This is a genomic window from Afifella sp. H1R, assembly GCF_021462425.1.
GTDB classification, from domain to species: Bacteria; Pseudomonadota; Alphaproteobacteria; order Rhizobiales; family Afifellaceae; genus Afifella; species Afifella aestuarii.
The window spans coordinates 294,706-320,170 of the sequence record NZ_JAKEDY010000001.1; the positions used below are offsets into that span (position 1 = coordinate 294,706).

The 25,465-nt window shown below is 62.2% G+C and carries 20 protein-coding genes; 4 read left to right on the top strand and 16 right to left on the bottom strand.

Annotated elements, in window-relative coordinates; translation table 11 throughout:
- Positions 1-301 precede the first annotated feature (301 nt).
- From L0F51_RS01405 to L0F51_RS01420, 4 genes are all read right to left on the bottom strand, one after another.
- On the bottom strand, positions 302-2,011 hold the full coding sequence (locus tag L0F51_RS01405) for an ATP-binding protein (protein WP_234627621.1): 1,710 nt from the start codon (positions 2,009-2,011) through the stop codon (positions 302-304).
- Positions 2,012-2,158: 147 nt separating this feature from the next.
- Complete coding sequence (locus L0F51_RS01410; RefSeq protein WP_234627622.1) at positions 2,159-3,442, bottom strand: hypothetical protein; 1,284 nt, start codon at positions 3,440-3,442, stop codon at positions 2,159-2,161.
- Positions 3,429-5,009, bottom strand: a complete 1,581-nt coding sequence (locus L0F51_RS01415; RefSeq protein WP_234627623.1) for a hypothetical protein — start codon at positions 5,007-5,009, stop codon at positions 3,429-3,431. The genes L0F51_RS01410 and L0F51_RS01415 overlap by 14 nt, the downstream gene beginning before the upstream one ends.
- Positions 5,010-5,154: 145 nt before the next feature.
- Positions 5,155-5,769, bottom strand: coding sequence for a response regulator transcription factor (locus L0F51_RS01420; RefSeq protein ID WP_234627624.1), 615 nt, complete (start codon positions 5,767-5,769; stop codon positions 5,155-5,157).
- A 365-nt stretch (positions 5,770-6,134) separates the two neighbouring features.
- On the opposite strand from L0F51_RS01420, the gene L0F51_RS01425 reads away from it, so the two are divergent.
- Positions 6,135-7,481, top strand: coding sequence for a WecB/TagA/CpsF family glycosyltransferase (locus tag L0F51_RS01425; RefSeq protein ID WP_234627625.1), 1,347 nt, complete (start codon positions 6,135-6,137; stop codon positions 7,479-7,481).
- 702 nt (positions 7,482-8,183) lie between these two features.
- Positions 8,184-8,522 carry a VanZ family protein gene (locus L0F51_RS01430; RefSeq protein WP_170130465.1) on the top strand — a complete coding sequence of 113 codons (339 nt, stop codon included), beginning with the start codon at positions 8,184-8,186 and terminating at the stop codon, positions 8,520-8,522.
- A gap of 201 nt (positions 8,523-8,723) precedes the next feature.
- On the opposite strand, the gene L0F51_RS01435 is transcribed toward L0F51_RS01430, so the two are convergent.
- The 4 genes from L0F51_RS01435 to L0F51_RS01450 are packed head-to-tail and all read right to left on the bottom strand — an operon-like array spanning position 8,724 to position 13,019.
- Positions 8,724-9,740 (bottom strand): glycosyltransferase family 4 protein, encoded by a 1,017-nt coding sequence (locus tag L0F51_RS01435; RefSeq protein ID WP_234627626.1) that lies wholly within the window; start codon positions 9,738-9,740, stop codon positions 8,724-8,726.
- Between the two features lie 24 nt (positions 9,741-9,764).
- Positions 9,765-10,763 (bottom strand): glycosyltransferase family 2 protein, encoded by a 999-nt coding sequence (locus tag L0F51_RS01440; RefSeq protein ID WP_234627627.1) that lies wholly within the window; start codon positions 10,761-10,763, stop codon positions 9,765-9,767.
- A 32-nt stretch (positions 10,764-10,795) separates the two neighbouring features.
- Positions 10,796-11,740: a glycosyltransferase gene (locus L0F51_RS01445; protein ID WP_234627628.1), complete on the bottom strand. Its 945-nt coding sequence runs from the start codon at positions 11,738-11,740 to the stop codon at positions 10,796-10,798.
- 1 nt (position 11,741) lies between these two features.
- Positions 11,742-13,019, bottom strand: a complete 1,278-nt coding sequence (locus tag L0F51_RS01450) for an oligosaccharide flippase family protein (protein ID WP_234627629.1) — start codon at positions 13,017-13,019, stop codon at positions 11,742-11,744.
- Positions 13,020-13,254: 235 nt separating this feature from the next.
- Here L0F51_RS01450 and L0F51_RS01455 point away from each other — a divergent pair, with 235 nt between their 5' ends.
- On the top strand, positions 13,255-14,490 hold the full coding sequence (locus L0F51_RS01455) for a polysaccharide biosynthesis/export family protein (RefSeq protein ID WP_234627630.1): 1,236 nt from the start codon (positions 13,255-13,257) through the stop codon (positions 14,488-14,490).
- 58 nt (positions 14,491-14,548) lie between these two features.
- Here L0F51_RS01455 and L0F51_RS01460 read toward each other — a convergent pair whose 3' ends face one another.
- Positions 14,549-17,035, bottom strand: a complete 2,487-nt coding sequence (locus tag L0F51_RS01460; protein ID WP_234627631.1) for an ATP-binding protein — start codon at positions 17,033-17,035, stop codon at positions 14,549-14,551.
- A 149-nt stretch (positions 17,036-17,184) separates the two neighbouring features.
- Positions 17,185-17,745, bottom strand: a complete 561-nt coding sequence (locus tag L0F51_RS01465) for a molybdopterin-dependent oxidoreductase (RefSeq protein ID WP_234627632.1) — start codon at positions 17,743-17,745, stop codon at positions 17,185-17,187.
- 232 nt (positions 17,746-17,977) lie between these two features.
- On the opposite strand from L0F51_RS01465, the gene L0F51_RS01470 reads away from it, so the two are divergent.
- Positions 17,978-18,271 carry an Hpt domain-containing protein gene (locus L0F51_RS01470; protein WP_234627633.1) on the top strand — a complete coding sequence of 98 codons (294 nt, stop codon included), beginning with the start codon at positions 17,978-17,980 and terminating at the stop codon, positions 18,269-18,271.
- A 49-nt stretch (positions 18,272-18,320) separates the two neighbouring features.
- Here the strand turns inward: L0F51_RS01470 and L0F51_RS01475 are convergent, their stop codons facing one another.
- The 6 genes from L0F51_RS01475 to L0F51_RS01500 all read right to left on the bottom strand — a co-directional run bounded on the left by L0F51_RS01475 (position 18,321) and on the right by L0F51_RS01500 (position 24,987).
- On the bottom strand, positions 18,321-19,751 hold the full coding sequence (locus L0F51_RS01475; protein ID WP_234627634.1) for a glycosyltransferase family 2 protein: 1,431 nt from the start codon (positions 19,749-19,751) through the stop codon (positions 18,321-18,323).
- A complete protein-coding gene (locus L0F51_RS01480) occupies positions 19,748-20,785 on the bottom strand; it encodes a HEAT repeat domain-containing protein (protein WP_234627635.1) in 1,038 nt (345 codons plus the stop codon). The genes L0F51_RS01475 and L0F51_RS01480 overlap by 4 nt, the downstream gene beginning before the upstream one ends.
- Before the next feature lie 3 nt (positions 20,786-20,788).
- Entirely contained in the window at positions 20,789-22,570 is a 1,782-nt protein-coding gene (locus L0F51_RS01485) for a tetratricopeptide repeat protein (protein WP_234627636.1), read from the bottom strand.
- Positions 22,570-22,959 (bottom strand): response regulator transcription factor, encoded by a 390-nt coding sequence (locus tag L0F51_RS01490; protein ID WP_234627637.1) that lies wholly within the window; start codon positions 22,957-22,959, stop codon positions 22,570-22,572. Before L0F51_RS01490 ends, L0F51_RS01485 begins: the two co-directional genes overlap by 1 nt.
- A complete protein-coding gene (locus L0F51_RS01495) occupies positions 22,956-24,332 on the bottom strand; it encodes a hypothetical protein (protein ID WP_234627638.1) in 1,377 nt (458 codons plus the stop codon). Before L0F51_RS01495 ends, L0F51_RS01490 begins: the two co-directional genes overlap by 4 nt.
- A gap of 268 nt (positions 24,333-24,600) precedes the next feature.
- Positions 24,601-24,987, bottom strand: a complete 387-nt coding sequence (locus tag L0F51_RS01500) for a response regulator (RefSeq protein ID WP_370642361.1) — start codon at positions 24,985-24,987, stop codon at positions 24,601-24,603.
- Positions 24,988-25,465: the final 478 nt, after the last annotated feature.

A 25,465-nucleotide genomic window follows, 5' to 3' on the forward strand; every position in this document is an offset into this window, starting at 1 on the left:
TGGCGACCTCGATCTAAACGACGAAGGTTCCCACCAATGACGAGCACCCGATCCATAACCTCCCCGATGTGCTGGCGCCGATGACCCATGTGACGTCGGCGAAGCGGGAAGGCGCGGATGGATATCGAGGAATTTGCCAACGGCGTGCGGGAGTTGGGGCTCGGCACCTTCCCCTTCGCCTCAGATTCGGTTCGGGGGAGCGGCGGGCCTGCAAACCGATTTGGTGGCGTGATTAGAGCGTCTCAGCGGAGACGTTTTCGCCATGCGGCTTGTCTATCAATTGGTGGCGGGAAGACGATATTCAGGCGCTTGCGAGCTTGCGGCTGTCGCGTTCTGCAGCAAGCTGGTGCATCGCAGGAAAACTCGGCAGGTCAACGAAGAAAATCGTCCCGCCGCCCTCTGTGCTGCGGAAGTCGATCTCGCCGTTGAGGTGCTCGATGATCGCCTTGGTGATTGAAAGGCCGAGACCGGTGCCACCAACCTTCTGGTTGTCGGAGAAGTTGGCCCGTTCGAACTTTGTGAAGATGCGGGTGTGGAATTCCTGCGGGATGCCCGGCCCCTCGTCGCTCACGTAGATGCGGGCTCGGCCTGCTCGCTGTGCAATGCGTATGCGAACGGTGCCTCCTGACGGGGAGAATTTTACCGCATTGGAGATCAGATTGACGAAGGCTTGGCTGAGACGATCCTGATCGGCCAGACAGACGAGACCGGGAGCGGTCTCTTCGATCTCGATCGAGACTTCAAGCTCCGCTGCGTAAGCGCACAGCGCCTCGACGGCCGCTTCGAGGAGGGGGCGGATCGCGAGAGGTCGAATGTCGAAGTGCATCCTTCCGGATTCGATCCGCTCGATATCCAGAATGTCGTTGATGAGACGCACCAGTCTTGCGCTGTTGGCATAGGCGATCGAAACGAGGCTGTTGCCTTTTGCGCTGAGTTGACCTGCTCCTCCTGCAGCGACGAGCCCCAGCGCGCCGTGGATCGCGGTCAAAGGGGTGCGCAATTCGTGGCTCACCGTGGAGATGAAGTCGTTCTTCATCCGCTCGGAGCGCTTCTGGTCGCTGATATCATAGGCAAAGCCGTCCCAGACGATCTCGTCATCCCCGTAGCCCCGCGGTTCTGCCACAGCGCGCACCCAAAGGATCCGGCCTCTGGGATGCATGCATTGCGCCTCGAAAGCCCAGGGCTCCAGGGTCTCTGCCGAATCCTCCAAAACGAGGCGTAACTTTTCGCCGTCTTGGCGGGAAATCAGCCGAGTGAGTTTGGTCGGATCCTGGACGAAATCCTCCGGGTCCATGTCGAGGATGCGCCTCGCACCATCGGAGATATAGCGCAGGTCCAGCTGGCCATCCTGGCTCCGCGCGATCTGAAATAAGACCCCCGGGGCATTGTTGGCGGTCGCCTGCAAGCGCGCTTGCGCTTCGTTGTTTGCGGCCATCGCCCAGCGCCGCTGGTATTCGCGAATGACGAGTTGGCCCATCAGGAGGACAGCTACAAAGTTCACCGGGACGAAGAGAGAGGCCGACTTGAGAAAGATCTCCCAGGGCACGGCGGTCATCACGCCGATGACCAGGGCGGGCACGACGGCTGCGCTGAGCGCATGATAGAGGATATAGCGCTGCGACGCCTCGCGCCCGAGGTACTTCGTCCAGGCATACCAGAGAAGGCTGGAGCAGATCGCGGCAGAAGCGATGCTGGCGGCTCCGGGAACGGCCCCCACGCCACCGAAATGAAGGCGGAGCGCGATCATCGGAACGGCGGTAATGAGAGCGCATACCGGCCCGCCCAATGCTGCGGAGAGCGCCACCACCGCATTTCTCGGATCGGTGCGCACGCCATTCATCAGCTCGACCGGGTTGAGCATGACGAGGATACCGGTCGCTGCGAAGACGAGGCCGAACGCGATGCTCCGACGCCAGAAGGAACCCTCCAGGCGCTCTCCAAGAAGAGCGAGAAATATGATGGCGAGGATGATCGTGGAGGCTGCCTCGATCATCATGACTACCGCATTCATGTGTTCCTCAGCGCCTAGGCACAAGGCTCGGCGCGGCCGAGCCCGAGTTGGACCCTGTTCGACCTCGGTGCCTGTGCCCGCCGAGCGCTCTGCGCTCGGGCGTCAGGGGGAGTCGAATGTGCGCAAAAGTTGCATGCCGGGCTGTCCTCAAGCTTTCCTTGATCCTGCGGGCACCCGGTCGCGCTCCATTTCGCGGGCGTGAATGCCGAGGAGAAGCAACGCCGGCCACAGGAGATAGGCTTCGATCTCGATGTTCTCGCCGAAGCTCAGGATGATGAAGACGAGGACGATGCCGAGAGGGAGCCGTCCGCGGCGGCCTTTGACGGAATCGACCGCGACGATCCAGAACTGCCAAACCAGCGGGACGAGGAGAGCCCAGACTCCAACCAGGCCTTTGACGAACAGGAGGCCATACCAGGTGTGGTGACTCCCGATCGGCATGTACTCGACGACATGCGGCCCTGGCTGCACCGTGCCGTGTCCGAACCACACGGCCTCGCTCTGCCAGCGCTCATACGCGATGCGCTGCAGGGTCTCGCGGACACGCGTGCTATCGGCTCTGGCGCCCTTGAAGGCCGAAACCGCATCCTGCACGGCCTGCAGAAGATATGTGCCGAGCGCAGCCATCGATGCGGCGACGCCTGCGGCGAGCTGCCAGGCGGCGCTTTTGGCAAGAAGCGGCATCATGCGCGGGCCGACAGCGCATACGAAGAGGGCGACGAGGCTCATGCGCGACTTGGAAAAGAAAACCATCGCCAGGCCGGCGAGAATGCCCATCGCCATCCAGAAGCGGCTGCGGTCTTCGAGCGCGAAGAGAACCATGACGACGCCGAGGAGCCCCGCAAAGGGGGACCATGGCGCGTAGAACTGCCAGCGCGGCGTCCAGCTCGATGGATCGAGCGTATAGAAGTAGACGGAGAAATATTCCGGCCCCGGCCCGCCGACCGCCTTCAGAGGCGAAACGAAGATCTTTTCGGGCAAGCCGATCGACGGTGCGACGAGGAGGATCGGCAGGAGCGCCACCGTGCATGCGCCGACGATGCACTGGCTGCGGATGACGACGTCCCGGCGGATCTTCAAAATGGCCCCGGCGAAGGGAACGAGGGCGACCATCGCCCAGCCTTTTGCCCATCCGATCGAGGACTTGATCGTCTGGCCCATGCCGAGGCCCCAGTCGAAATGGCCGACCCACAAGGCGACCAGCATGACCAGCATGCCGCCAATCCAGCCCCAGATAATCGGCGGCACCGAGCCGGTGGGCCTGAGGTCCGGCCTGAGGCCGGGACCGAGGTAAAGCGACAGGAAGCCGAGACCGGCCAGGGACCAGGAGATCACTGGTCCCACCACGTAGAGCGCGCCGAAGGCGTAGAAGAACCAAGTCAGAGAGATCGTCCAGAAGACGAGATTCTCCGGCAGGTTACGCTGTGGCATCGGCGTTTTCATCGCCAGCTTCCTCGTTTTCCAGGAGACGGTCGATCAGAGGACGACGCATCCAGGCGAGGGCGAGACCCATCAGGAGGAAAAGGGAGCCTGCGCCCGCCGCGCCCAATGCGATTTTCTTGTTGGGCGAAGACGGCTCCCATTCGATCGAAGGCTGCTCGATCACCTGCACCATCGGATACGAGGCAAAGACGTCGTTGCGTGTGGTGTTCATGCGCGCCAGGGCGGATGCGAAGACAGCCTCGGCAACCTTGTAGTCGCGGTTGAGACTGTCGAGGCGCGACGCCGTCTCGACGAGATCCCGCACACGCTCTTTACCGGCTTCGTGTTCTTGCTTGAGAGCGGCAACCCGCGCGGCCAGGCCATCCCGCTTGGCGACGAGGTCGACAAGCTGGGAGAGGAGCGCCGACCGCTCGCCTTGCGAAGAGGGATCGACCTGCTCCCAGATGGCGACGACGGGCAGGCCGGTGACGACCTGTGCGCGATCATCCATGCGCGCCTTGGCGCCTTTGTAATTGTTGCGCGCCTCGACGACCTGGGGATGGCTCTGTCCGAAACGGCCGCTGAGGCTGGAGAGTTTTGCCGAAGCTTCTGCGGCGTTTTCCGAAAGGGCGGCGAACTCGATGTCCCCGTGCAGACGCAGCATGGACGAGGCGTTGTCGGCATCGACGTTGAGCATCGTCGAAAGGGCCACGACGGCCTCCTCCGATTCCCGCAGCTCCGACGTCGTGGAGACGACCTGCTGGCCCATCTGCTCGATCATCGTCACGAGTTCGAGATGCTGGTCCGCGCTCGCCAGCCCGGTCTTTGCCTGCAGCTCGCTGATTTTAAGGCGAATGGCCTCAACGGCCTTCTGGTGCTCGCGGACAGTGTCGATCGTGGAGATCTCACGGCTCTCCATTTCGTCACTGCGCAGCTGGTCCAATTCGCCGAGAAAGGCCGCGAGAATGGCCTCGGTCTTGTCTGCGGCTTCCTCCGGCGAGGAACCTGTCATCGACAGGCGGATCAGGCTCGTCTGATCGAGGAGCTTGATGCGCGGACGTCCGAGTTCCTGCACTTCGAGCTGCAGCGAACCCGCTGCGCGTTCAAGCACGCGTCGGGATTCGATCAGGCTCTTGTAGGTCACGGTCGGGCTGATGGAGGAGCTGGAATAAGGCGAACTCGCCGAGGTCGAGGCCTGGCCGATGTCGGAAAGGTTGACCGAGCTGGAAGAGCCGGCTCCCGGCATGATCATCGCTGCCTCGGACTGAAAGCGCAGAGGTGCGGTGGAGATGTAGAGGATGACCGGAGCCCAGATCGCGGCGAGGCCGGCGAAGATGACCAGCGCGTAGCGGGGCAGGCGCTGGAAGTCGCCGACGCGACCGCCGCGCAGCAGGCGCACGGGCGACAGTGCGGTGATGCGCGTGCGGGTCAGGCGGGGCATGAAGCGGGAAATACCGCCCGCCGCAGCGCCAAGGCGCGCGAACAGGCCCCGGCCACCGGTGCGTGCGTTGTCGGCCGCAGCCTCCTCTGCATGAGGGCTGTATGGGCCTTCCAGTCGATTGGTATGAACATTCATCACTGCACTCCTCGTCGTGACAAATGCTTAGCGGAAGGCGTTGCTCTTCGCGTGCGTGCAATGGTGCACTTAGGGTCTATTTCGCCGCGCGACCTATCCTTTGGAATAGCCCAATCTATCCGAAGGTCTCGAATGAGAGACCCCCTCAGAACATCCCCGCATCCTTGGCGATCATGGCAGCATGCGTGCGGTTGCGTGCCTGAAGCTTGCGGCAGAGCGTTTTGACGTGAAGTTTCACCGTGACCTCCTGCAAATCGAGCTCGCGCGCGATTTCCTTATTGGAGGCTCCACGGACGAGGCCGCCCAGGACCTCCGTCTCCCGCTTGCTCAATTTGGCGGCCAGAGGATTTTCATTTTCTTCGCTCGGTGCTCGCATGAAATCGAGCGGGGCATATTGCTCGCCAGCCACCATGAAGCGAACCGCGTGGATCAGCGACTTGGCGGCGATCGTCTTCGGCAGGAAGCCGGCGGCGCCGGCCGCCAGCGCTTCTTCCGCCACGCTGCGGTTGGCCGTGCCGGAAATGATGCCGACGGGGTTGCCCTTATTATGCTCCTTGGCGCGGGCGAGGCCTTCCAGACCGTCCATGCCGGGCATGTTGTAATCAAGGATGACGAGATCGAAGGGGCCCTGCGCATCGATCCGCTCGATCGCTTCGGCAAAGTCGCTGGCTGTGACGACGCGCACATCCGGCTCGCGTTCCAGGAATGCGCAGATCGTGTCTCGGACGAGTTCATGATCGTCAGCGATCAGAATATCCATCAACATCACCTTTCAGGCGAAACCGCACATTCCCCAAGCGGGCACTTCCGTCTTTTCTCCGGCTTTGCGATCTCCGCCGCTTTGCAGAAGGTCCGGGCGGTCTCACCAGTTTCAACCACTGGTGGACGTAGCGCATAGCATCCAATGAACGGTTAATCGAGGGCGTCGCCCGCGGGCACCCGCCCGATCACGGCGTGATCGGAGAGGAACCGCCTATCCTAAAGGGTAGGACTTGTCTCGATCGAGACTATACATGCGCTTCTGTGTAGTTTTGATATTCTACGGATGCTGTAACTGTTCCCTTGCTCGATTTATTTTCTCGTCGAGATGAGTATTGTTTGGCCAACGGATTTCTGGAGGCCAAAATGACTTCTCTCAACAAGATCTCTCTCTTCTCGCTCGATATCGTCAACGCAAAGACGGAAGACGCGCTTGCAGCGCTTCTGAAGGGCGGCGCCCGTCGCACTGCCGCGTTCCTCAACGCCCATTGCATGAATGTCGCCGCCAAGACGCCGATCTACCAGTGGGCGCTGAAGAAAGCGGATTACCTGCTGCCCGACGGCTCGGGTTTGCAGCTTGCTGCGAAACTGCAGGGCAAGCGCTTCGTCGAGAACCTGAATGGCACCGACCTGTTCGTCCCGCTGTGCCGCAAGGCTGCCGCTCTCGGCCTGTCCATCTATTTTCTCGGAAGTGCGGAAGGCGTTGCGCGGAAAGCTTCGGAGGCGGCCCGTAAGATCGCGCCGGCCCTGAAGGTTGCCGGCACTCGTCATGGTTACTTCTACTCGGAAGAAGAGGATCGCATCATCGACGAGATCAATGCTTCGGGTGCCGATATCGTGCTCGTCGCTCTGGGTGTGCCGCGTCAGGATGTGTGGATCGCCCGTAACCGCCATCGCATCAACGCACGGCTGGTGATGGGTGTCGGCGCGCAGTTCGATTTCTGGGCGGGCCGTGTGTCGCGGGCCCCTCGCATGCTGCGTAGCGCCGGGCTGGAATGGATCTGGCGGTTGGCAATCGAGCCGCGCCGCATGTTCCGCCGCTACATCGTCGGTAACCCGGAGTTCATGATGCGGGCGTGGCAGGACGCCCGGGCCAAGAAAGTGGTGCCGACGGCCGACGAGCGGGCCAAGCGTGCCCTCGACCTTTTCGGATCCGGCATGGGTCTGCTCTTCTTCGCGCCGCTGATGCTGATGATCGCAACGGCCATCAAGCTTGAATCCCGCGGCCCGGTCTTCTTCCGGCAGACGCGCATCGGGCAGGGCGGTCAGGCTTTCACCGTGTTGAAGTTCCGCTCCATGTACCGCGACGCCGAAGCCCGTCGGGCGGCGCTTCTCGAGAAAAGCGATCGCGCCGGCATCTGCTTCAAGTCGAAGAACGATCCGCGCGTCACCAAGATCGGTCGTCTCCTGCGGCGCTTCTCGCTCGACGAGCTGCCCCAGCTCTTCAACATCTGGAACGGCGATATGAGCATCGTCGGCCCGCGTCCGGCTCTGCCGCAGGAAGTGGAAGCCTATCCGCCTCAGGCTCTCGAGCGGCTGATGGGCAAGCCCGGCCTGACGGGGCTCTGGCAGGTGTCGGGTCGTGCGGAGATCGGCTTCAACAAGATGATCCACATGGACAGTGCCTATGTCCGCTCCCGCTCGGTTTTCCTCGACATCGCCCTCATCGCACTGACTTTCCGCGCCGTCTTCACCGGACGGGGCGCCTACTGAGACCACAACGAAGGGAGGATTATAACAAAGCGAAGACTTCTAAGACTGCGATTCCCCATCACAGTTCCGACCGGCCGCGGTTGCTCAGGCACCGCGGCCATTTTTTTGCGTTTCAGGTCGCCCGCCCCATCTGCACGAGCTGCCGATCACGTGCCCTCGAATGGCCAGGCTCTTTGGGGTGGACCCGACCGGCCTCCCAATGGATCAGCGCGCGCATCCGCCGAGACCGCCTGCCTTTGCTTCCGTGCACGTAAAGCTGGCGAGATCCGTGAAGCGTTGGTTTGCCACTTATCCGATCGTCCCTTCGCGATGTTTGCCTGGTTTGGTGCTGGGTCGATCTCGCCCGCGACGTCGTCGTTCGGCCTTTTCAGACAGGCCGGATCGAAAGCCGGAGCCGCAGATTTCTCGCTCCGATCGCAACCTCGTGCGAGCCGATACTACCCCCGGTTTCAAGGATGCAAGCGTCCCGCAAGCTTTGTGAGGCTTCCTTATGCCGAATTGACTTGCGCGGAAGATCGATCGTGAGGCGACTGCGAAAGTCGAGAAGAGTTTAACAGGAGATTGGGCGCGTTTCGGAACTCCGAAAAGGACAATGAAGTCCACCCGCGCATGTTCTCTTGAAGTTTCTCGGTTCACCGAGATAGAGGCAACCCGAAAGGCCGAGGCGTAATGGAAACGCGGGCTCAGAACATGCAGGATCTCATGAGATTGCCAGTCTTCCTTCTGATTCTCGGCGCGGATGCGTGGGCCTTGATGCTGGCCGTCATTCCGGGCGTGAATCTTGGCCATCATGGCGATGTTGCGCTGCATGCCTTCGGGACCTTCGTCAACGCAGCGGGCTTCGCCTTCGTCTTCGGCAATCCGTTCGGAGCGGCCATCGCGACGCTCGCTTTTTCCGGCTGGATCGAGCTTCTGCAGATGTGCATTCCGTGGCGGACCGCCTCGATGACGGATTTCTATGCGAACGTCATCGGCGCGCTCGGCGGCGCGACCGTCGCCGCGCTCTTCCAGTTCGGCAAGATGCGGGTGCGCTCGCTGTAGGCTTCACTCCCGAAGAATAGTTTCCGGCAGAAAAGTTCGCTCAGAAAGGCGCTCGCCGATCGAGGCCGAGGATTGTGTTGTGGGCGATTGTCTTCGGCTGGTCGCCGGCCGTCTCTGACAAGAGGCCCGATAGGAACGACAAAACCCGCGGAAGCTGAAGCTTCCGCGGGTTTTTTTCGGGTGCGGCGGGTGCAGGCCTGGTCAGGCCGCGCCGGCTTCCTCGTCCTCTTTGCTCAAAACCCGTCCGACGAGACTGCTCCAGGCCTTCGCGAAACGCTCACCTGCCTCGGCGGCGTGGGTGCGGGTCTTTGCGTTCGGCTCGCGCAACTCCTCGACGTCGAGCCGTTCGATCGCGGCCGCCCATCCGGTCACGGAATTCTCGCCAATATCGCGAGCCCCGGCCGCAATGTGGCCGACGAGGCCGTCATGACGCGGGCAGAGCACGGGCCGGTCGGCCGCCATCGCCTCGATAGCGACGAGACCATAAGGCTCCCAGCGCGAGGGGAGGGCGATGGCATCGCACGCCGCCATGGCTTCGGGGACGTCGGACGTGTAGCCCTTGAAAACGATCTTCGGGTTGTTCTTGGCGCGCGCCTTCAAGTCGTTGAGGTCCGGCCCGTCGCCGTAGAGATGCAGCTCCACGTCGGTGCGCTCGAGCACCTGGAAGGCGTCGATGAGAATGTCGAAGCCTTTTTGCAGGTCGAAGCGGCCGATCGCGCCGATGACGATATCCGGTCCTTCGCGATGTCCTTCGACCGCGAGGAAGGGCGCAAGCTCGACGCAGGGCTCAATGACCTTGAGGCCGCCCTCAGGGCAGAAGCCGCGGCGCAGCATCCAGGCGCCTTGCGTCTCGCTGACGGCGACAACTTCGTCGAAAAGCGCATAGGCGGTGCGCAGGAGCGCCGTGAAGCGGTCGCGCTTTTCGACATGCAGCGCAACGAAACGCTCCGAGTAGCTGTGTTCGACATGGATGATCGGCGTCGTCGGATAGGCGGCCCGTAGCGCCGTCAGCATGGGCAGGTTCGCCCAGTTGACCGACAGATGGGAGACGATCAGGTCGGCTCCGAGTGGCGGTGCGGTAAGCTGGCCGCGCCGGACCCGCACGATCCGATGATCTGCGATTTTCGCAAGATCCGGCGACGCCTCCATGTATTCGAGCATCCGGTTGATGCCGCCGAAAGATGCGTCGTCGATGAGATGGGCGATGGCGTGGATCATGGAGTTGCTCCCCCGGTTGTGAATTCAGCCTGCCTTGGACGAAAGAAGGCGCGCCTCGACGCGGTTGTAGATGCCGCGCCCGAAAAGGCTCAGAAGCTCTGCGGCGCTCCACGTCACCATGGTCTTGATCGGCTCTTCCCGCAGAGGGCGGCGAGACGCCCAGATCGAGCGGCGCATGAACCTGGCGGCACGCTTTCCGTCTCGGGAGGAGACAGCGCGACGGGCGAGGTAGCGCAGCTGGTAGGCGGTCGCCGCAGCGCCATGGCGGCGCACGAGCATCGGCGAGATGGCGGCGATTTTGTCCTTCATCCGGCACCAGGTGTCGTACTGCGCTTCGACATTGGCGGAGAGGGCGCCGGTGTGGATGCGGTAGAGTGTGAGATCACCCGGAATGCCTTCGATCAGCCAGTCGGAGGAGAGGATGAAGCGCAGCCACCCCTCGATGTCGTCCGACTGACGGAAATTCTCATCGAACCACCAGTCGCGCTCTTCTTCCCCGGCGGGACGGAAGGCGATGGCATCGAGAGCCGCGCGGCGCATGAGCGGCGTGCTGCCATTGCCGATCGGGTTGCGCTTGAAGACGTCGGCGGCGGTGATGCCGCGGAGCTTCGGCTTTTGGCTGATGCCGAGGCGGCGGCCATGCTGGTCGATCATGGCGGAAGTGGAGAAGCTGATGCCGACGTCCGGGTTCGTTTCCAGATGGGCGACGTGCAGCTCGAGTTTTTCCGGCAGCCACAGATCGTCAGCATCGCAGAAGCCGATGTAGCGGCCGCGCGCATGGTAGATGCCGGTGTTGTGGGCGCCGGCAAGGCCACGGTTCTTCTGGCTGATGAGCCGGATGCGTTCGTCGGTAAAGCCGTTGACGATCTCGGTGGTCGCGTCGGTCGAACCGTCGTCCACCACGATCAGCTCAAGATCGGAAAACGTCTGATTGAGGATCGAGCGCAGGGTCTCGGCAATCGTCGCCTCGCAATTGTAGGCGGGGACGACAACGCTGGCGATGGGTGTCGGGGTCATGTTCATGGTCGTTGCTCCTCGGAAGGCGGTGTCGTGAATTACTGAAAGCAGGCCGGCCGTCCGGCCGATTGCGGGAAGAAGGGAAGCGCGCAGGCGGCGGCGAGCGTGAGGAAGCCGCGCCGGGGATTGTCGAAGAAGGAGACGGGGCTCGTCCAAATGCCGCGCAGTGCGAAGCGCATGGGGGTGAAGCGCGATCCTTCGGAACGCAGGGCTCGGCGGGCGAGGTAGCGCAGATGCTGCGCTTCGGCAGCGCGGAGGTCCTTTTCCGCAAGCCCGATGTGCATCCTGCGAAGCGTTGCAAGACGCGACTGCCAGGCGGTGGCCATGGCCTCGATGTTGGAAGACAGGCTGCCGGGCGTGTTGCGGTAATAGACGAGCGTCTGGTCGACGCCTTCGATGACGCCGGACATGGCGACGAAGCGCACCAGCCATTCCAGGTCCTCGCCATAAACGATGGTTTCGTCGAAGCCGCCGGTCGCCGCAAAGGCCTTGCGCTCCACCACCAGGTTGGAGGTCGTGCAGAAGGGGTTTTCGGCGAGCACATCCCTCAGGAAGAGCTGATCCCGCCCCACATTTGTGCGGGACTGAGCGTCTTCCGGCGCGTTTGTGAAGAAGGCGACGTCGGCATAGAGCGCCTGAACGGCCACATCTTCGGCGAACCGCGCCGCCATGATTTCGAGCTTGTCGGCAGCCCACAGATCGTCGGCGTCGAGGAAGGCAAGGTAACGGCCCTTGGCGAGCTCGATGGCACCGAGATTGCGGGCGCGGCTCGGGCCGCCGTTCTCAACCGTGCGGTAGGCGATGCGCCGATCGCGGGCGGCAAAGTCGGCCAGGATCTCGGCCGAGCCGTCGGTGGAGCCGTCGTCGATGACGATCACTTCCCAATCGGCAAGCGTCTGATCAAGGACCGAGCGGAGCGTCGCGGCGATGGTCTTCTCTGCGTTCCAGCAGGGGATGATCACGGAAAACAACGGAGTGGTCATGTCAGCACCTCTGAGCGGAAAGGGTTGGGACGAAGCCGATGCTGGCGCGCAGGGCTGCCAGGATTGCCGGGGCGGATGCGATGACCTGCGAGGCGGTCATTGCCGCGAGCACGGTCCAGGCGACTGCGGTGAGGCCGAAGGATGCGGCAACCGCGGTGGAGACGAGGACGGTTGCGCCGATCGCCAGCGAATAGGTGAACTCGGTGCCGGCACGGCCGCCGGTCCGCAGCCATTGAGCCGAGGCCGACCACAGGACAGTCGGGATCGCCGCCAGGCAGAGGATCGCGACGAGCGGCGCCATATCCGCCCATTCGGAACCGAAGAGGACCGGGACGTAATAGGGGGCGAGGAGCGACTGAGCGATCGCGACCGGAACGATGATGGCCATGGACAGCGCGAAAGCGTGGCCGAGGGCGCGGTCGCGGTTTTCGCTGCGGCAGATATAGGGGAAGAGGACGGTCGACAGCGCCGTGCTGAATGAGGTGGTGATGCCGAGGCCGGCATTGACGGCAAAGAAGTAGATGCCAAGCGCATCGGCGCCCAGAAGGCCGCCGACGATCAGCTTGTCGCCTTGCATGCGCACGGCCTTGAGGAACTCGATGCCGATGACGGCGCTGCCGAAGCGTACGAACGGCCGCAGCGGAGCCGCCGCCACATCGGCAGGACGCCAGGGGCGCAGGCGGCGCATGGCGATCAGCCAGATCGGTGCGGTCAACAGGCGCGGAAGCACGATCGCCAGCGGATGCGGCCAGACAAGGACGAGAAGAACGGTGAGGATGTTGCCGGCGACGACCTGGCCGCCGGCTATGGCGGCCGTCTGTTTAAACTTGCCTTCGCGCATGGCGAGGGCGCACTGGGTCAGCCCGCCCGGCATGAAAAGATATTCGCCGGCGATGACGGCGATGAGCGCGAAGCCGAGCCAGTTGCCGGACACCCCGCTGACGGCACCAGCGAGGGCGAGCTGCAGGCCGAAGAGCCCGAGGCACCAGACCCAGAAGATCCTGTGGGCCGTGCGGCAGGTCGATTCCAGCTCGTCATCACGCGCAGCGATGATGCGCTGGCCGACGCCGTTCTCCGTCAGGCTCTTGAGAATATCGGAGGTGGCGATCGCGCCCGCCGCCAGACCAATGCTGAGCGGGTCCATGTAGCGGGCGAGAACAACGACCACACCGAGGCGGGAGAGCTTCGACACCACTTCGGACGCACCATAGGCCGCCAGGCCACCCGTCAGTGACGAGCCTTTAATCCGTCCCATCAATGCTTTGATCGCAAGTGCCATGATGCCTGAGTGCCTTTGTTCCGCCCGTCGGGGACGGCTGTTGTCCTGGCACTGCTTGTACGCGAGGCGCGGCGTCTCGTATCGCGTGCGCTAGCGTAGGAGCGCGCTCAGACGATGAGGCGACCTATCCTTTTGAGTAGCCATCGGAGCGACTGAATGGGTTCAAAAGATTCACCAAAAATGGAAGATTGGCCACCACTATGCAGCCAGTCGTTGAATTATGGGATAACCGTTGATGAACTGTCCGGCAAAGAGAAAGCGCCTGCACCCCTTGGTTCGGGCGCTCGTCGCCTTGGGCTGGGCGTTTGTTATTGCCGGCTGCGATCAGATGCATTCCATCAGCAACCGCGAAGCGGTGGCGGAGGGGCTGAGCTATCAGGCACAGTATCGTGCCGCTCCCACCTCGCAGAAGTTGCCGCGTTCGGCGTCCGCATATCTCAACCAGAAGAAATGTACTCTCGGGAGCGTGTCTCCTGTCAGCCATCAGGTGTCGACCGTCCTGCGCGATGACGAGAGGCTTTCTCCCGGGGATCTCGTCGACGTGCACGTCGCCGAAGACGAGACCTTCACCGGTTCATATGAGGTGTCGCAGGACGGCACGCTAAAGCTTCCTTATCTAAAACCGATACCGGCGATCGGCCGAAGCGTGGAGAGCGTCGAGGCAAGCCTTGCGCGCGCCCTCGTGACGGAAGATTTCTACGAGGAAGCGCCGCGGGTTTCGGTGCGGCTGGCGGACGTCGCCTCGGCGCGTGTCTATGTGGCCGGTGCCGTTTTCGACCCGATGGCCGTGACCATCGGTGGCGTCAGTGGCGATGACGTGGACACTGCCCGCCAGGCCGCGCTCGGAGCGATCGCCCGGGGCCGACGTTTGTCCAGTGCCTTGCAGGCGGCCGGAGGCGTGCGGCCGGATGCCGATCTTTCCAACGTCAAGATCCAACGAGCTGGCAAGACGATTTCAGTGGATGTGCGCGGCGCGGTCTTGGGGCTTGCGTATTCCGATGCGCTGCTGCTTGAAGGCGACCAGATCTATGTGCCGAGCCGCGGCTGTTTCCAGGAAGAGCTCATGGTGCCGTCCTCCATCACCGCGCCCGGTGTGACGGTCTTCATGTCGAATCTCTCGCAGCCGGCGAACGCGAATGCCCTCTCTGCAATTGGCAAGGATGCGCGGGAATTGCGCTACGGGACCCGCTTCATCCAGGCGGTTGCCGGTATGAACTGTATCGGCGGCGCGAGATGGACGAACGCCCACCGCACGGCGATCCTCTTCAGTCGCAATCCGATGACTGGAGAATCGATCGTGATCGAGCGCAGTCTGGAGGATATGCTGCAGCGTGCCGATCGCGACGAATACGATCCCTACATCATGCCGGGCGACGCGCTCGCGTGCTATGACAGCAACCTGACAAATGCGATTGAACTCGCGAAAGGCTTCGGCACGGTCTCGACCTCTGCGGCGCTTTTGCTCAATTGATCCCGATACGAGGGGCGGTGGTGATTGGCGGCGTGCCGGCGGAAGCGCCCTGGCCGGATCACGCAGCGGTGCGGTGCGGTTTGAGCGCCGCTGCTGTCTGCTGACCAAGGGCTTCAGCTTCGTCAATGAGGCCTGGTAGAGGCCCCGCATTCTTCTGAAAGCCCACTTCTTCGATTTCGAGCAGTACCTCGCGAAGCTTGAGGGCACCAAAGAGCGCGGCGGAGCCGGCCAGCTGGTGAGCGAGCTGGCGGATTTGCATGAAGGTTTCGTCCTGGCGCGCGGCTTCCAGGCTTGATCTGATAAATGCGAGCTCGTGGCAGAACTTGTCCATGTGATGTGCGAGCTTTTGCTGAGGCAGGACGTCTTTCAGATCCTGCACGACGCTTTCGTCGAGCAGCTCCGGTTCCTCCGACATCCCGTCAGAATCCGTCTCCAGGATCGCCTTCGCCCGCTCTCGGCTCGACAGCTCCCTGCCGACGGGTCGCTCCTTCAGGAGGGGGGCGAGGGCGGCGTTGAGCTGCTGCAGGCGCAGCGGTTTGATGAGGGTGTCCTGCATCCCCGCCTTGCGGAGCTTGTCTTGTTCTTCGGGAAAGACATGTGCGGTGAGGGCGATGATCGGCGTGTCGCTGGAAGGGCCGTCGCCTGCGCGGATGCGGCGGGTCGCACCAAGGCCGTCGAGCACCGGCATACTGATATCCATCAATATGACGTCGAAGGCCTCTTCGTTGGCCACGGCAACACCGACTTCGCCATTCTCCGCTTCCCGGACCCGGCAGCCGGCCTTGGCGAGCATCTCGCGCGCAACGAAGCGGTTGGTGGGATTGTCTTCGACCACGAGGACATTCAGGCCAGCCTTGCCGTCGAGGTCGTACTCCCTCACGTCTTCCTCCGGGCTCGCCTCGAGTTCTTCGCGGCTCGCGGGCAGCATCGGCAGGTGAACCCAGAAACGGCTACCCTGGCCGAGCGTGCTTTCAACGCCGATCTCGCCTCCCATCGCCCCGGCCATGCGTCGGCAGATCGCCAGGCCGAGGCCGGTTCCGCCGGTCGTTCGCTTGAACGAGGGATCGAGCGTGACGAAGTCTTCGAAGATGCGATCGATGTTGGCGGGCGCGATCCCGGTGCCGGTGTCGGACACCGTCAGCTCGACCAGAACCTGCCCATCCGCCTGGGAGATTTCGCGGGCTTCGAGGGTGATGATGCCGTTCTTGGTGAATTTGACGGCATTCGACACGAGGTTGATGAGGATCTGGCGAATGCGACGGCGATCGGCCTTCACGCCGAGCGTCTCGAAGGCGAGGCTCACCACGAGATGATTGCCGCGCGCCTCCGCAGCCAATGCATGCAGCTCGACGATCTCGTGCAAGAGGCGGCCGAGCTCGAAGGGAACCGGCCGCAGCTCGAAACCGCCGGCTTCCAGGCTCGAAAGGTCGAGAACGTCGTCGATCTGGTCTCGCAGCAGCTCGCCGGAGGCGATCGCCGTCTCCACGTATTGATTTTGTTTTTCTGTAAGCGTTGTGCCCTGGATGAGATCGAGCACGCCGAGGATGCCATTGAGCGGCGTGCGCATTTCGTGGCTCATCACGGCGAGGAATTGCGATTTCGCTTCGGCCGCCGCCAGGGCGCGGTCGCGGGCGCGCAGAAGTTCCTGGCGCGTGCGGTGCCGATGGGAGATGTCCCGCATATAGGCGATGAAGGTCGGGTTTTCGCTCTCGCTTGCGACGCCCAAAGACAATTCGGCGGGGAATTTGTCGCCATTGGCACGGATCGCCTGGAGCTCGATGCGATCCTGCCCGAGTGGCTTCGTATTGGTCGCGCGCAAATGACGTTTGATGAAGGTGTCACCGCTGCCATAAGGCTGACCCGGTGCGAATAAGCTCGAAATGTTGCGGCCAAGCGCGGCGTGACGCGAATAGCCGAAGGTCTGTTCCGCCGCCGGATTGAAGTCGAGGATGATGCCTTCGGCATCGGCGACGACGATAGCGTCGAGAGAGGCATTGATGGTGTTGGCGTAACGCTGGCTGCTGCGCGCGAGCTCGCCGGCGCGCGACATCGAAATCCCGTATTGTCGCCAGAGCACCAGGAGCGTTCCTGCAAGCGCGATGATGAGGAGCCCTGCGACGACGGCTGTCTGAATGAGAAGGAGCGTAAAGGCCCGGCGACGCTCGTCGGACAGGCGCGCGAACAGATCCACACTCTTCAGGGAGAGGGTGCGAATGGTGGAGCGCAGTTGCACCAGCGGTTCAGCGAGTTCGGCGCGGCGCTTGCGGAGGATTTCATCCGGCCCATCGATGATGGGAACGAGGTCATCGAGCGTATTCTGGATGCTGAGGAGAGCCGCATCAGCGTTTTCCGACGTGCGCAGCTCGGAGAATATGGTGCTGGTCTCAATCGTCGAGACGCGGCTGTAGAAAACGTCGAAGCGCTTGCGGAGCTCATCAATGTCGCCGGCTCCGCTGCCACCTTCGACGGAGCGCAGGAGTCTCAGAAGTTCGACTTCAAGCTGCGCGACTGTCCATTGGACGTTGTCGCGCGGGGCGTTGCGCAACTCTTTGAGTTCCTGTGAGACCTGCAAGCCCAAAAAAACGAGAAGTGCAGCGGCTGCAATCAAGACGGCCGCTGCAAGTCCATTTCGAAGTGCTCCGCCATGTCTGGCGGTTTTTCTCATATTTTTATTCATAAGCTAGACAATGAAAGTCAGTCGATCACTTCAATGCGATCAAGCTGCCAGATGCTGCGTGAATATATTGTTTCAGATTGGAAGCGCGAATTCTGATCGAAAGGGTAGATGATCCACAAGGGGCCTTTCCCCCGCCGCGACATCGGCTTGCCGTTCATTTCATAGGCGACCATGGGGCCGGGCGATGTGGCATCCGACACAGGCAGCTGAACCGCGTAATCGTTGATAGCCGTCGCCCGAAGTGTTTTGCCCTGCGCCTCGACTGCGGCCAGAAGGTCCTCAAGGCTCACGCCCGTGAAACTGTTCACACCCTCCGTCCAGATCGTGCTGGTCTTGAAGGTCGTCGCAGGCATTTTTTTCAGCATGTCGAGGTCGAAATGCGCTTCATCGCCGACATTCGTCGCGTTGATTTTGCCGGAGACCCGCAGAAGGACATCTCCTGTGGGCGTGGCCTCCAGCCGGGCGGCCCTGGCCGGATCCGGCTCCAAGCCAATCGACCAGACCGCCGCAAACCCGGCAAGGATCGCAAGACCGGCCATGGACAGTTTCAGCTTCGTCATAATCGTGCCGATCGACATGTCCTGTTCCCTGTAAGTTTGTTTGGTTGCCTTTTTTACCGAAACTTCGTCTCTTTCACCACGAAGCAAGAGGTCAGGTTCGACTATACGGAAGGATAGGTGACCGGATATGAAACCTCTGATCAAACGGGATTGTGCGAACTGAAGATGTTCCATTGAAAGCGTTGCATTTGCGTGCGGGGTGTCGCGGGGGTGCTGTGGAAACTTCGGTCAAGTCAGGAAGGGGCTCTTTGTGCAAGACGATCCGTTGCTGCGCCTCAAGAAGCGTTTTGCTGAGCGCTGCGGGAGTGACCTCGCGCGCCTCAGGGAGCTCAATCCGCATGCCGCGGAAGACATTCCGCAGATCATTGTCCTTGCCCACGGCTTAGCCGGCGCCGGCGGAACCTTTGGTTTTCCTGCCATCAGCGATCGGGCATCAGCGCTCGAAGATCTGCTTGGCCAGACGGCCAATGAGCGGGAAGATGTCTCTGGTGCCTATGACGACCTGTGCGAAGAACTTTCGAAGACGAGGCATCCTGCCGATTGATGTAAGCCCCGACCGTCGGCCGGCTTTAACTCGACCGCTCGTGAGTGTCTTACGCAGAGCCCGACTTGAATCCGATGCGCGTCATCTCGCCCCAGCTGTTATCGGAGCGGAGATACTGCCATACGCCCTTCAGGCGCCAATAATTGTTGATCTGGCGATAGCCGAAGTTCTCGATGATGGCGGCCATCGCCAGAATGAAAAGACTTCGGGGGGTCGGGAAGCGCTTGAGTTCGAGCTCTTCCAAAACCAGCGAGCCGACGCTGATGAAAATGCCGAAGACGAAGACGAGGGCGGTGTAGGCGAGGAGGTAGTCCACGGAGAGACCTCCGAGGAAATAGAAGGTGGGCATGAGGATATAGCCCAGCACTTCCACGATCGGGCCCAACACGTCGACGATGAACATTTGGCCGAAACCGAGAAAACCGATCCGACCGTAACGCGGATTGAAAGCCATATGACGGTAGCGAAAGAAGCATTCGAGCGCGCCCCGCTGCCAGCGCGCACGTTGCCGCCCGAGTACCGACCAAGTTTCCGGAGCCTCCGTCCAGCATACGGGCTCGGGCACGAAGGTGATCCGGTAATCCTGCTTCTTCTCGATCATGCTGCGATGCAGCTTGATGACGAGATCGAGGTCCTCCCCCATCGAACCCGGCGTGTAGCCACCGACTTCAATGACCTCGTGACGCCGGAACACTCCGAAAGCGCCGGAGACCAGCATCAGCGTGTTGATGCGGCTCCAGGCGACCCGTGCCATCAAGAAGGCGCGGATATACTCAACCACCTGGAAGAGCGGCAGAATGCGCTCAGGCAGGCGCACCTCGCTGATCCGCCCTGCATCGACGAGGGAATTGTTGGCGATGCGGATCGTCCCGCCGACGCCGATCGTGCGGTCCGGATCTTCGATGAAGGGCTGTGCGACGCGCATCAGAGCATCCGGTTCGACGATGGAATCGCCATCGACGACGCAGAAGAGCGGCGCGCGACAGAGATTGATGCCGGCATTCTGGGCATCTGCCTTGCCGCCATTTTCCTTGTCGATGACGAAAAGCCGGTCGTTGTTGCGTGAGCTGTAAATGTTGCGGATGGGCGCGTGGGGCAGGGCGGTATCGTGAGGACGCTGGAACTCCGCCATGTCAAAGGTTTGGAGAAGACGCGACAGGGTCTCGTCCTTGGAACCGTCGTTGACGACGATGACCTCGTAGCTTGGATACTCGATAGAAAGCAGCGAATAGACGGTCGAGATGATGTTGAGCTGCTCGTTGTAGGCCGGCACGATGAGGGCGATCGGCGGGGCGACATCGCTGTAGCGGTGCCAGAGGAGCGACGAGCGGGCGACGGATGGCCGCTGGTAAAAGGTCGCCCCGGCCATGACGAGCTGAAAGATATAGACAGCTGATTGAGCAAGGCCCGATGCGACAACGGCCCAGGCGATAACGCGGGTGCCCTGGAGCAGGAAGTCTGCGAGGACGAAGTCGCTCATGCCCGGCTTCCCTCCTGGAGCACCATGGAGGCAGTGCGCTGGCCGCGGGAGGCGGTTCCTTCGGCGAATGCGATAAGCCTGTCCCGCCCGGCCGTGCCGAGATTCCTCAGCCCTTTGCCCGCGGCATAGCGGACGGACCATTCCGGGTCGCTGAGGAGGGCAGCCAGAGGCTCGATCATGTCTGGCGACGGAAATGCTGCGGCCACTTCGGCGGCTTCATATCGCACCTGCCAGTCCGTGCTTTTCGTGGCGGCGAGCACCGTGGGCAGGACCGAAGGATGGCCGAAGCGGCCAAGTCCGCGGATTGCGGCAGCGACGATTTCCGGCTCATCTGCCGACGCGAGATTGGAAAAGAAGGGCATGAGCTGCGGATCGGCGCTATGGGAGAGTGCCTCGATCGCTGCGGCTCGAGAAAACGGAGGGGCATCTTCGCGCGCTGCGAAATCGACGAGCTCGGGGGCCTTTTCCTGTGGGATGGTGCGCAGCAATTCGACAAGGCGACGCGAGCGCTGGCCGCCGGCGCCGATCTTCTCCATCAGCTCGGCGAGCGCGGGCGATTGTCCCAGACCATTGAGCGAGATCGCCGCGGCGAGCCGTACCTCTCGTGTCCGATCTCCGAGTGCCCGGTTGAGCGCCGCAATCGTCGTCTCTCCAGGAAAGGACGCGAGAGCTTCGGCAGCAAAAATGCGCTCCGCCTCGTTGGCACGCCGCAAGCGGCGGCGGATGTAATCCGGCACGCCCGCCTCGGCAAAAACTGCCTCTGTGCGGGCGCGTTCGTCGCCACGCAGCATTGCCAGAAACTCAAAGCCGGCATCGAGGACAATGGGGTTCGGCGTTTCGGCGATGACGCGTTTGAGTGCGGTATCTTCACCATCCGCGGAGAAGCGGATCAGGGCGCTAAAGAAGCGTTTGCGTTGCGCAGCGCGGCGTGTGGCACGGCGCATGTCGACGACGCGCACCATGATCAGGCCTAGCAAGATGAAAATCGATGCGAGTGCAAGCGCAACGGAGAGGTTCCAGATTCCGTAAAGCATCGCCTAGAACCGGGTCGAAAAGTTAAGAGCGAAGCTGTTGCGCTCGAAGGCATCACGCCGCTCGTGCGCGATGGCGGCGTTGATCGTTACCCAATCCACCGGATCGAAGGAGACTCCGCCGAAGAACGTGCGGGTCTCGAACAGACTGCCTTCCGATATTTCCGGGGCGTCGGCATAGCCGGCGAAGAGCCGGAGCCTGTCTGTGGCGGCAAGATCGCTGCGCAAGATGTAGCCGTTCGCCACCGTGCGCTCGTCGTCGCGGGCATGCACCCAGGTCACTTTGAAGGTGAGGCGTTCGTCGCCGATAGCAGCCTTAATGGCGGGGAAGAGAGAGGTGACTTCGCTGTCGGCGAAGAATTCGTGCCGTGACTGCATTTCCAGAAAAAGTGGGCCGCCGGCCGGACCGTCTTCGACGAGGCGCCAGGTCATGCCGGCCCCGAGCGCGACGCGGGCCAGAAAATCGGCGCGCGGCGTAGCGGCGACGGAGGCGTTGGCCGAGAAGGCGTCGGAAAAGGCGTAGTCGACGCGCGTGGCGATCTGCAGGTCGGTCGAATTGTTGCGGGTGGCGAGCCGTGTCTCTCCCGTCACGGTCGCGGCGGGGGATAGGCGGTAGGAGAGCACCGCGACGCTGTCGGTCCAGTGCGGCCGGCCTTCGGTCAGGGCGCTGTACTCGCTTCCCGCCGTGAAACGCCAGCGTTTCGGCGGTTCACGCTGAAGCCTCTCTGCCGTCACGGGGTCGCCGGGAGCGATCTCATATGCTCGCTCGTAGGCGGTTCGGGCCTCGTCGAAGCGCCATTGCCGGAACCGGGTGTCGCCCAAGCCGACCATGACCTGGGCGTTGTCGTTGGTGCGCCGGGCGAGCGCCTCGTAGCGTGCATCCGCCGAATGAAGAGCGCCGTCCGCGATGTCGATGCGGGCGAGAAGAAGCTCCGCTTCGATGCTCTCCGGATCGCGCGCTTTTGCTTCCTCGGCAAGGCGCCGTGCTTCAGCGGTGTCGTCGGCGCGCAGGGCAAGCCGAGCGAGACCGAGCCTGGCATCTGTATAGGAGGGCGCGAGCCTGAGCGCTCGCCCGAAGAAATCACGGGCCTCCGCTAGCTTGTCCTGGCTCGCGGTCACGAGCCCGAGCGCCACCAGGGTGTCGGCATCGTCGGGCGCGAGCGACAGGGCCTGGCGATAGCGGGCCTCGGCCGGGGCGAAGCGGCCTTCAAGCCGAAGCCGGGTCGCCTCGGCGACAAGAGCCGCGAGACGCTGGCGCTTCGCCAACGCGATCTCTTCTTCCGACGGCCCTGTCGGTGCAGGTTTCGCCACTGGGACGGGTTCGGGGGGCGGAGAGGCTCTCGCGTTTTCAGCTTCCCGGGCGCGCGCGATGTTCACGGCAAGAGCCTGTGCATCCGCATTGTCCGGCTGTGCTGCGAGAACCTCGCTCACAAGGGATTGAGCCTCTTCGAGGTCGCCGTTGCGGAAGGCGGTCTGGGCGAGACCATAGCGTGCATCCCCGTAACCGGGCGACAGGACGAGTACGCGTTCGAATGTCTCGCGGGCATCCTCGTTCTTTCCCTGGGCGAGTTGAACGAAGCCGAGCTGCACCAGCGCGTCGACATTTTCAGGCTGCTGGTTCAAAGCCTCCTGCAGTGCGCGTGCCGCGTCTTCGAAACGGCCTTCGAGGCGGTGACGAAGCCCCTCCTCATAAAGCGTTTCGGGTTGCTGCGCTCCGGCCGGAGCCACGCTGCAAAAGGCCAGGGAGAGGCCGAGCAGAATGGCATGGGGCGGGGCGACGACCGGCATCACGCCCTCGGTGTCTGCCGGGCGATCAGCTTCGACAAGCGTGCCATCAATTCATCGGGAATGAAGGGCTTCACGAGATAGTCTTCGGCACCACGTTCCAGTGCCGAGACGATGTCGCGTTCGTTCTTGCGCGCGGTGAGCATCACCACCGGAATGTCCTTCAGCTCGGGATCCTGCTTGATGCGGTTGAGAACGTCGAAGCCATCGAGCTTGGGCATCATCGCGTCGAGTACGACGATCGATGGCCGTTCAGAGGACACTTTCGCGAAGGCTTCTTCGCCATCGGTGGCGGTTGTGACGGCATAGCCCTTGGCACGAAGACGGAACTCCATCAGTTCGATCAGGAGTGGGTCGTCATCGCAGATGAGGATGAGTGGCTGGGAGCTCATTGCTCGGGGATCCTTGCTTGTTCCGGTCCCTTGCGGCGCGCTTGCTGCAAATCGTGAATCGCGAGGCCCGCAAAGACCGGCCAGGCAGAAAGAAGACGCTTCAGATGCGCGCGCGCGGACGTGAGTTTGTTTGTGTCATTGAGGAAACTGATGCGCGCCATGTCCACCCGTACCTCGTGGCTGAAACGGTAGACGGGGGCATCCGACCTCTCCGGTACGGGTTCAGTAAGGAGCTCTGCCGAAGCTTCTTTCCCGCCAGACGCGAGTCGTAGCGTCCCCTCTTTCGCTCTCAGGTAGACCTGGTGGACCTCCTGCTCAAGGGGGCCGTTTTCGACGGCAATTCGGATCGGCACGCCGGAGCGGCCACCCCAGGCCAGCCAAGGCTCGCTGATCGCGACGATTTCACTGGCGTCGGTGCGATAGGCCATGACCGTAACAGCGGCGAGCGAAGCGGCTGTACGATCGAGAGCCTTCAGTCCGCCTTTCGACTCCAGCATCCAGAACGGCAGAACCACGCCAACCGGGCCATCCCATGCCTGCGAGAGGGCAAGGACCGTCTCCGTCCATGCGGTCCACGCCGCAGGGAGATCGCGCCCCAGAGCGGGCAGGAGGTAAGGCTCGATATCATATTGCAGGGCCGTCAGCGGGATCTTCGGCTCGATCTTGCGGAGGGCCTGAAGGCGCGCGAGAGCGTTCTGTCTGCCGGAAGGAAGGACCATCTCCGGATCGCCTTCGACGGCGATGACCGCGATGCCTGCCGCCGTCAGGGTTTCGTGTAGCCGATCCAATGCCGCCATCTGCGACGGAGATTCGATGGGAAGCGGCAGCTGAAGATAGAGCTCACTCAGTTGCTCGTTGCGCGCGAAAGCAAGCAGCGCATCCGGATCTTGGAGAAAGGGTTCGATGTCCCAGATCCATGTGCCGACCTGACCTGCGGCAGCCGAAGTGGCGGACTCGGCTTGTGGCGCTTGTGGCACAAGGGCGAATTCCTGAAGCGTCGCTGTCGCGGCGTTTTCAGGACAGGTGATCACGACGTCGCGCTGATTGGCCTCCGCTGCGGATTGCAGCAAGGGAAGGGGCAGTCGGATCTCGCCGGTGTGCAACTTTGCCTGTGGTATTCCCGGCGCATCCTCGCCCTTGGGCACAAGCGACAATCCGAAGCCTTGCCCGCCGGACAATGTGGCCACGGCGGCAAGGTGGAGGCCGCGGGGCAGGCGGGAATTCGGCGCAGACAGGACGAAGCCCGCAGGGCTCTGTCCTGCCTGGCAGCGCAGCTCCAGCTGAGATCCGTTCTTGTGCGACGTCGCGCGTTCCTCCTCGCCGAAAGGGCGAACATTCATTTGTCGAAGGAGGTTTGTTTCAAGTGCAAGCATGCGCGGCGGGGCCGACGATGCGGGCTTCGGAGTTTCGACGAGACGCGCCAGCCGCGGTTCGAAGCCGCTTTCCTCTTCGACGCCTTCGATGACGACGCGGGCTGGCGCTTCGGCGAACGGCGCGACGTTTTCGCGCCAGAGGATCGATGTGGTAGGTCCGCCTCCAGGCGCTCCCTCATCGGCCATGGCGATGCCCGCAGTCATGCATGCGCAGAAAAACCCGCAAACAACCGCCTTCAGCCTTTGCGCCGTCTCAGCCTTCCAAAACCTAGGCATCCGGCTTCTGCAGGTATTGCTGTACAAGGCCCGCAAGACCCATCGGGTCGAAGGGTTTGGCAATGACGCCTACGGCCCCGAGCTCGATGAAGTGCTCGACCTCAGATGTCTGCGTACGGGCGGTGATGAACACGACCGAGATGCCGCTCGTGTCGCCTTTTGCCTTGAGGGCTGCCAACGTCTGCGGCCCGTCCATTTCCGGCATCATCGCATCGAGCAAAATGAGATCGGGCTGCCACTCGCGCGCAGTCTCGAGCGCGTCCTGGCCGCAGGCACACGTCCGCACGTCCAACTGGGGGTCGAGTTCCAGGGACATGCTGGCGATTTCCCGGATGTCGGGCTCGTCGTCGACGTAAAGTATCCGCGCTCTTTTCAGGATATGCCTCTATCTGTTCAGGTCGGCCTTGCTTCACAGCTAAGTCTCAATCGCCGCGGTCCTCTTTACAGCACGACATATGTCTAGGCTCGTCACGAATTCGAAAGGAAAATCATCCGTACGATTTTCTTCGAAATCAATTTAATGTCTCATAAATATGTCTGGTCCGAATCGAGCAGCATTATTCTACCTCAATTTGGATTTTAGTCATGTAATTTCAATGGGTCGCGACGCGGGTGAATGCACAAGATGATCTCCCGATTCGGCTCGGAAGTTTTTTCTGTTGGGTAATAGAGCCGGATCGGCCCGTCCTGTTGATCAACGGCACGGGACCGGGGCGGCCTGATTTGCTGGATCGCTTGATCTTGAGGACGGAGAACAAGAGCTAAGAGGCGCCTGTCAGCTCATCGGCAGGGATGATGAAATCCCGTTTTAGCGAAGCATTTTCAATCATCACGCTTGAGTTGTGTCGCCAGCGACG

Coding starts and splice junctions, on each gene's coding strand:
- L0F51_RS01405 (WP_234627621.1), bottom strand. CDS start 2,011: ATGAATGCGGTAGTCATGATGATCGAGGCAGCCTCCACGATCATCCTC.
- L0F51_RS01410 (WP_234627622.1), bottom strand. CDS start 3,442: ATGCCACAGCGTAACCTGCCGGAGAATCTCGTCTTCTGGACGATCTCT.
- L0F51_RS01415 (WP_234627623.1), bottom strand. CDS start 5,009: ATGAATGTTCATACCAATCGACTGGAAGGCCCATACAGCCCTCATGCA.
- L0F51_RS01420 (WP_234627624.1), bottom strand. CDS start 5,769: ATGGATATTCTGATCGCTGACGATCATGAACTCGTCCGAGACACGATC.
- L0F51_RS01425 (WP_234627625.1), top strand. CDS start 6,135: ATGACTTCTCTCAACAAGATCTCTCTCTTCTCGCTCGATATCGTCAAC.
- L0F51_RS01430 (WP_170130465.1), top strand. CDS start 8,184: ATGAGATTGCCAGTCTTCCTTCTGATTCTCGGCGCGGATGCGTGGGCC.
- L0F51_RS01435 (WP_234627626.1), bottom strand. CDS start 9,740: ATGATCCACGCCATCGCCCATCTCATCGACGACGCATCTTTCGGCGGC.
- L0F51_RS01440 (WP_234627627.1), bottom strand. CDS start 10,763: ATGAACATGACCCCGACACCCATCGCCAGCGTTGTCGTCCCCGCCTAC.
- L0F51_RS01445 (WP_234627628.1), bottom strand. CDS start 11,740: ATGACCACTCCGTTGTTTTCCGTGATCATCCCCTGCTGGAACGCAGAG.
- L0F51_RS01450 (WP_234627629.1), bottom strand. CDS start 13,019: ATGGCACTTGCGATCAAAGCATTGATGGGACGGATTAAAGGCTCGTCA.
- L0F51_RS01455 (WP_234627630.1), top strand. CDS start 13,255: ATGAACTGTCCGGCAAAGAGAAAGCGCCTGCACCCCTTGGTTCGGGCG.
- L0F51_RS01465 (WP_234627632.1), bottom strand. CDS start 17,745: ATGTCGATCGGCACGATTATGACGAAGCTGAAACTGTCCATGGCCGGT.
- L0F51_RS01475 (WP_234627634.1), bottom strand. CDS start 19,751: ATGAGCGACTTCGTCCTCGCAGACTTCCTGCTCCAGGGCACCCGCGTT.
- L0F51_RS01480 (WP_234627635.1), bottom strand. CDS start 20,785: ATGCTTTACGGAATCTGGAACCTCTCCGTTGCGCTTGCACTCGCATCG.
- L0F51_RS01485 (WP_234627636.1), bottom strand. CDS start 22,570: ATGCCGGTCGTCGCCCCGCCCCATGCCATTCTGCTCGGCCTCTCCCTG.
- L0F51_RS01490 (WP_234627637.1), bottom strand. CDS start 22,959: ATGAGCTCCCAGCCACTCATCCTCATCTGCGATGACGACCCACTCCTG.
- L0F51_RS01495 (WP_234627638.1), bottom strand. CDS start 24,332: ATGCTTGCACTTGAAACAAACCTCCTTCGACAAATGAATGTTCGCCCT.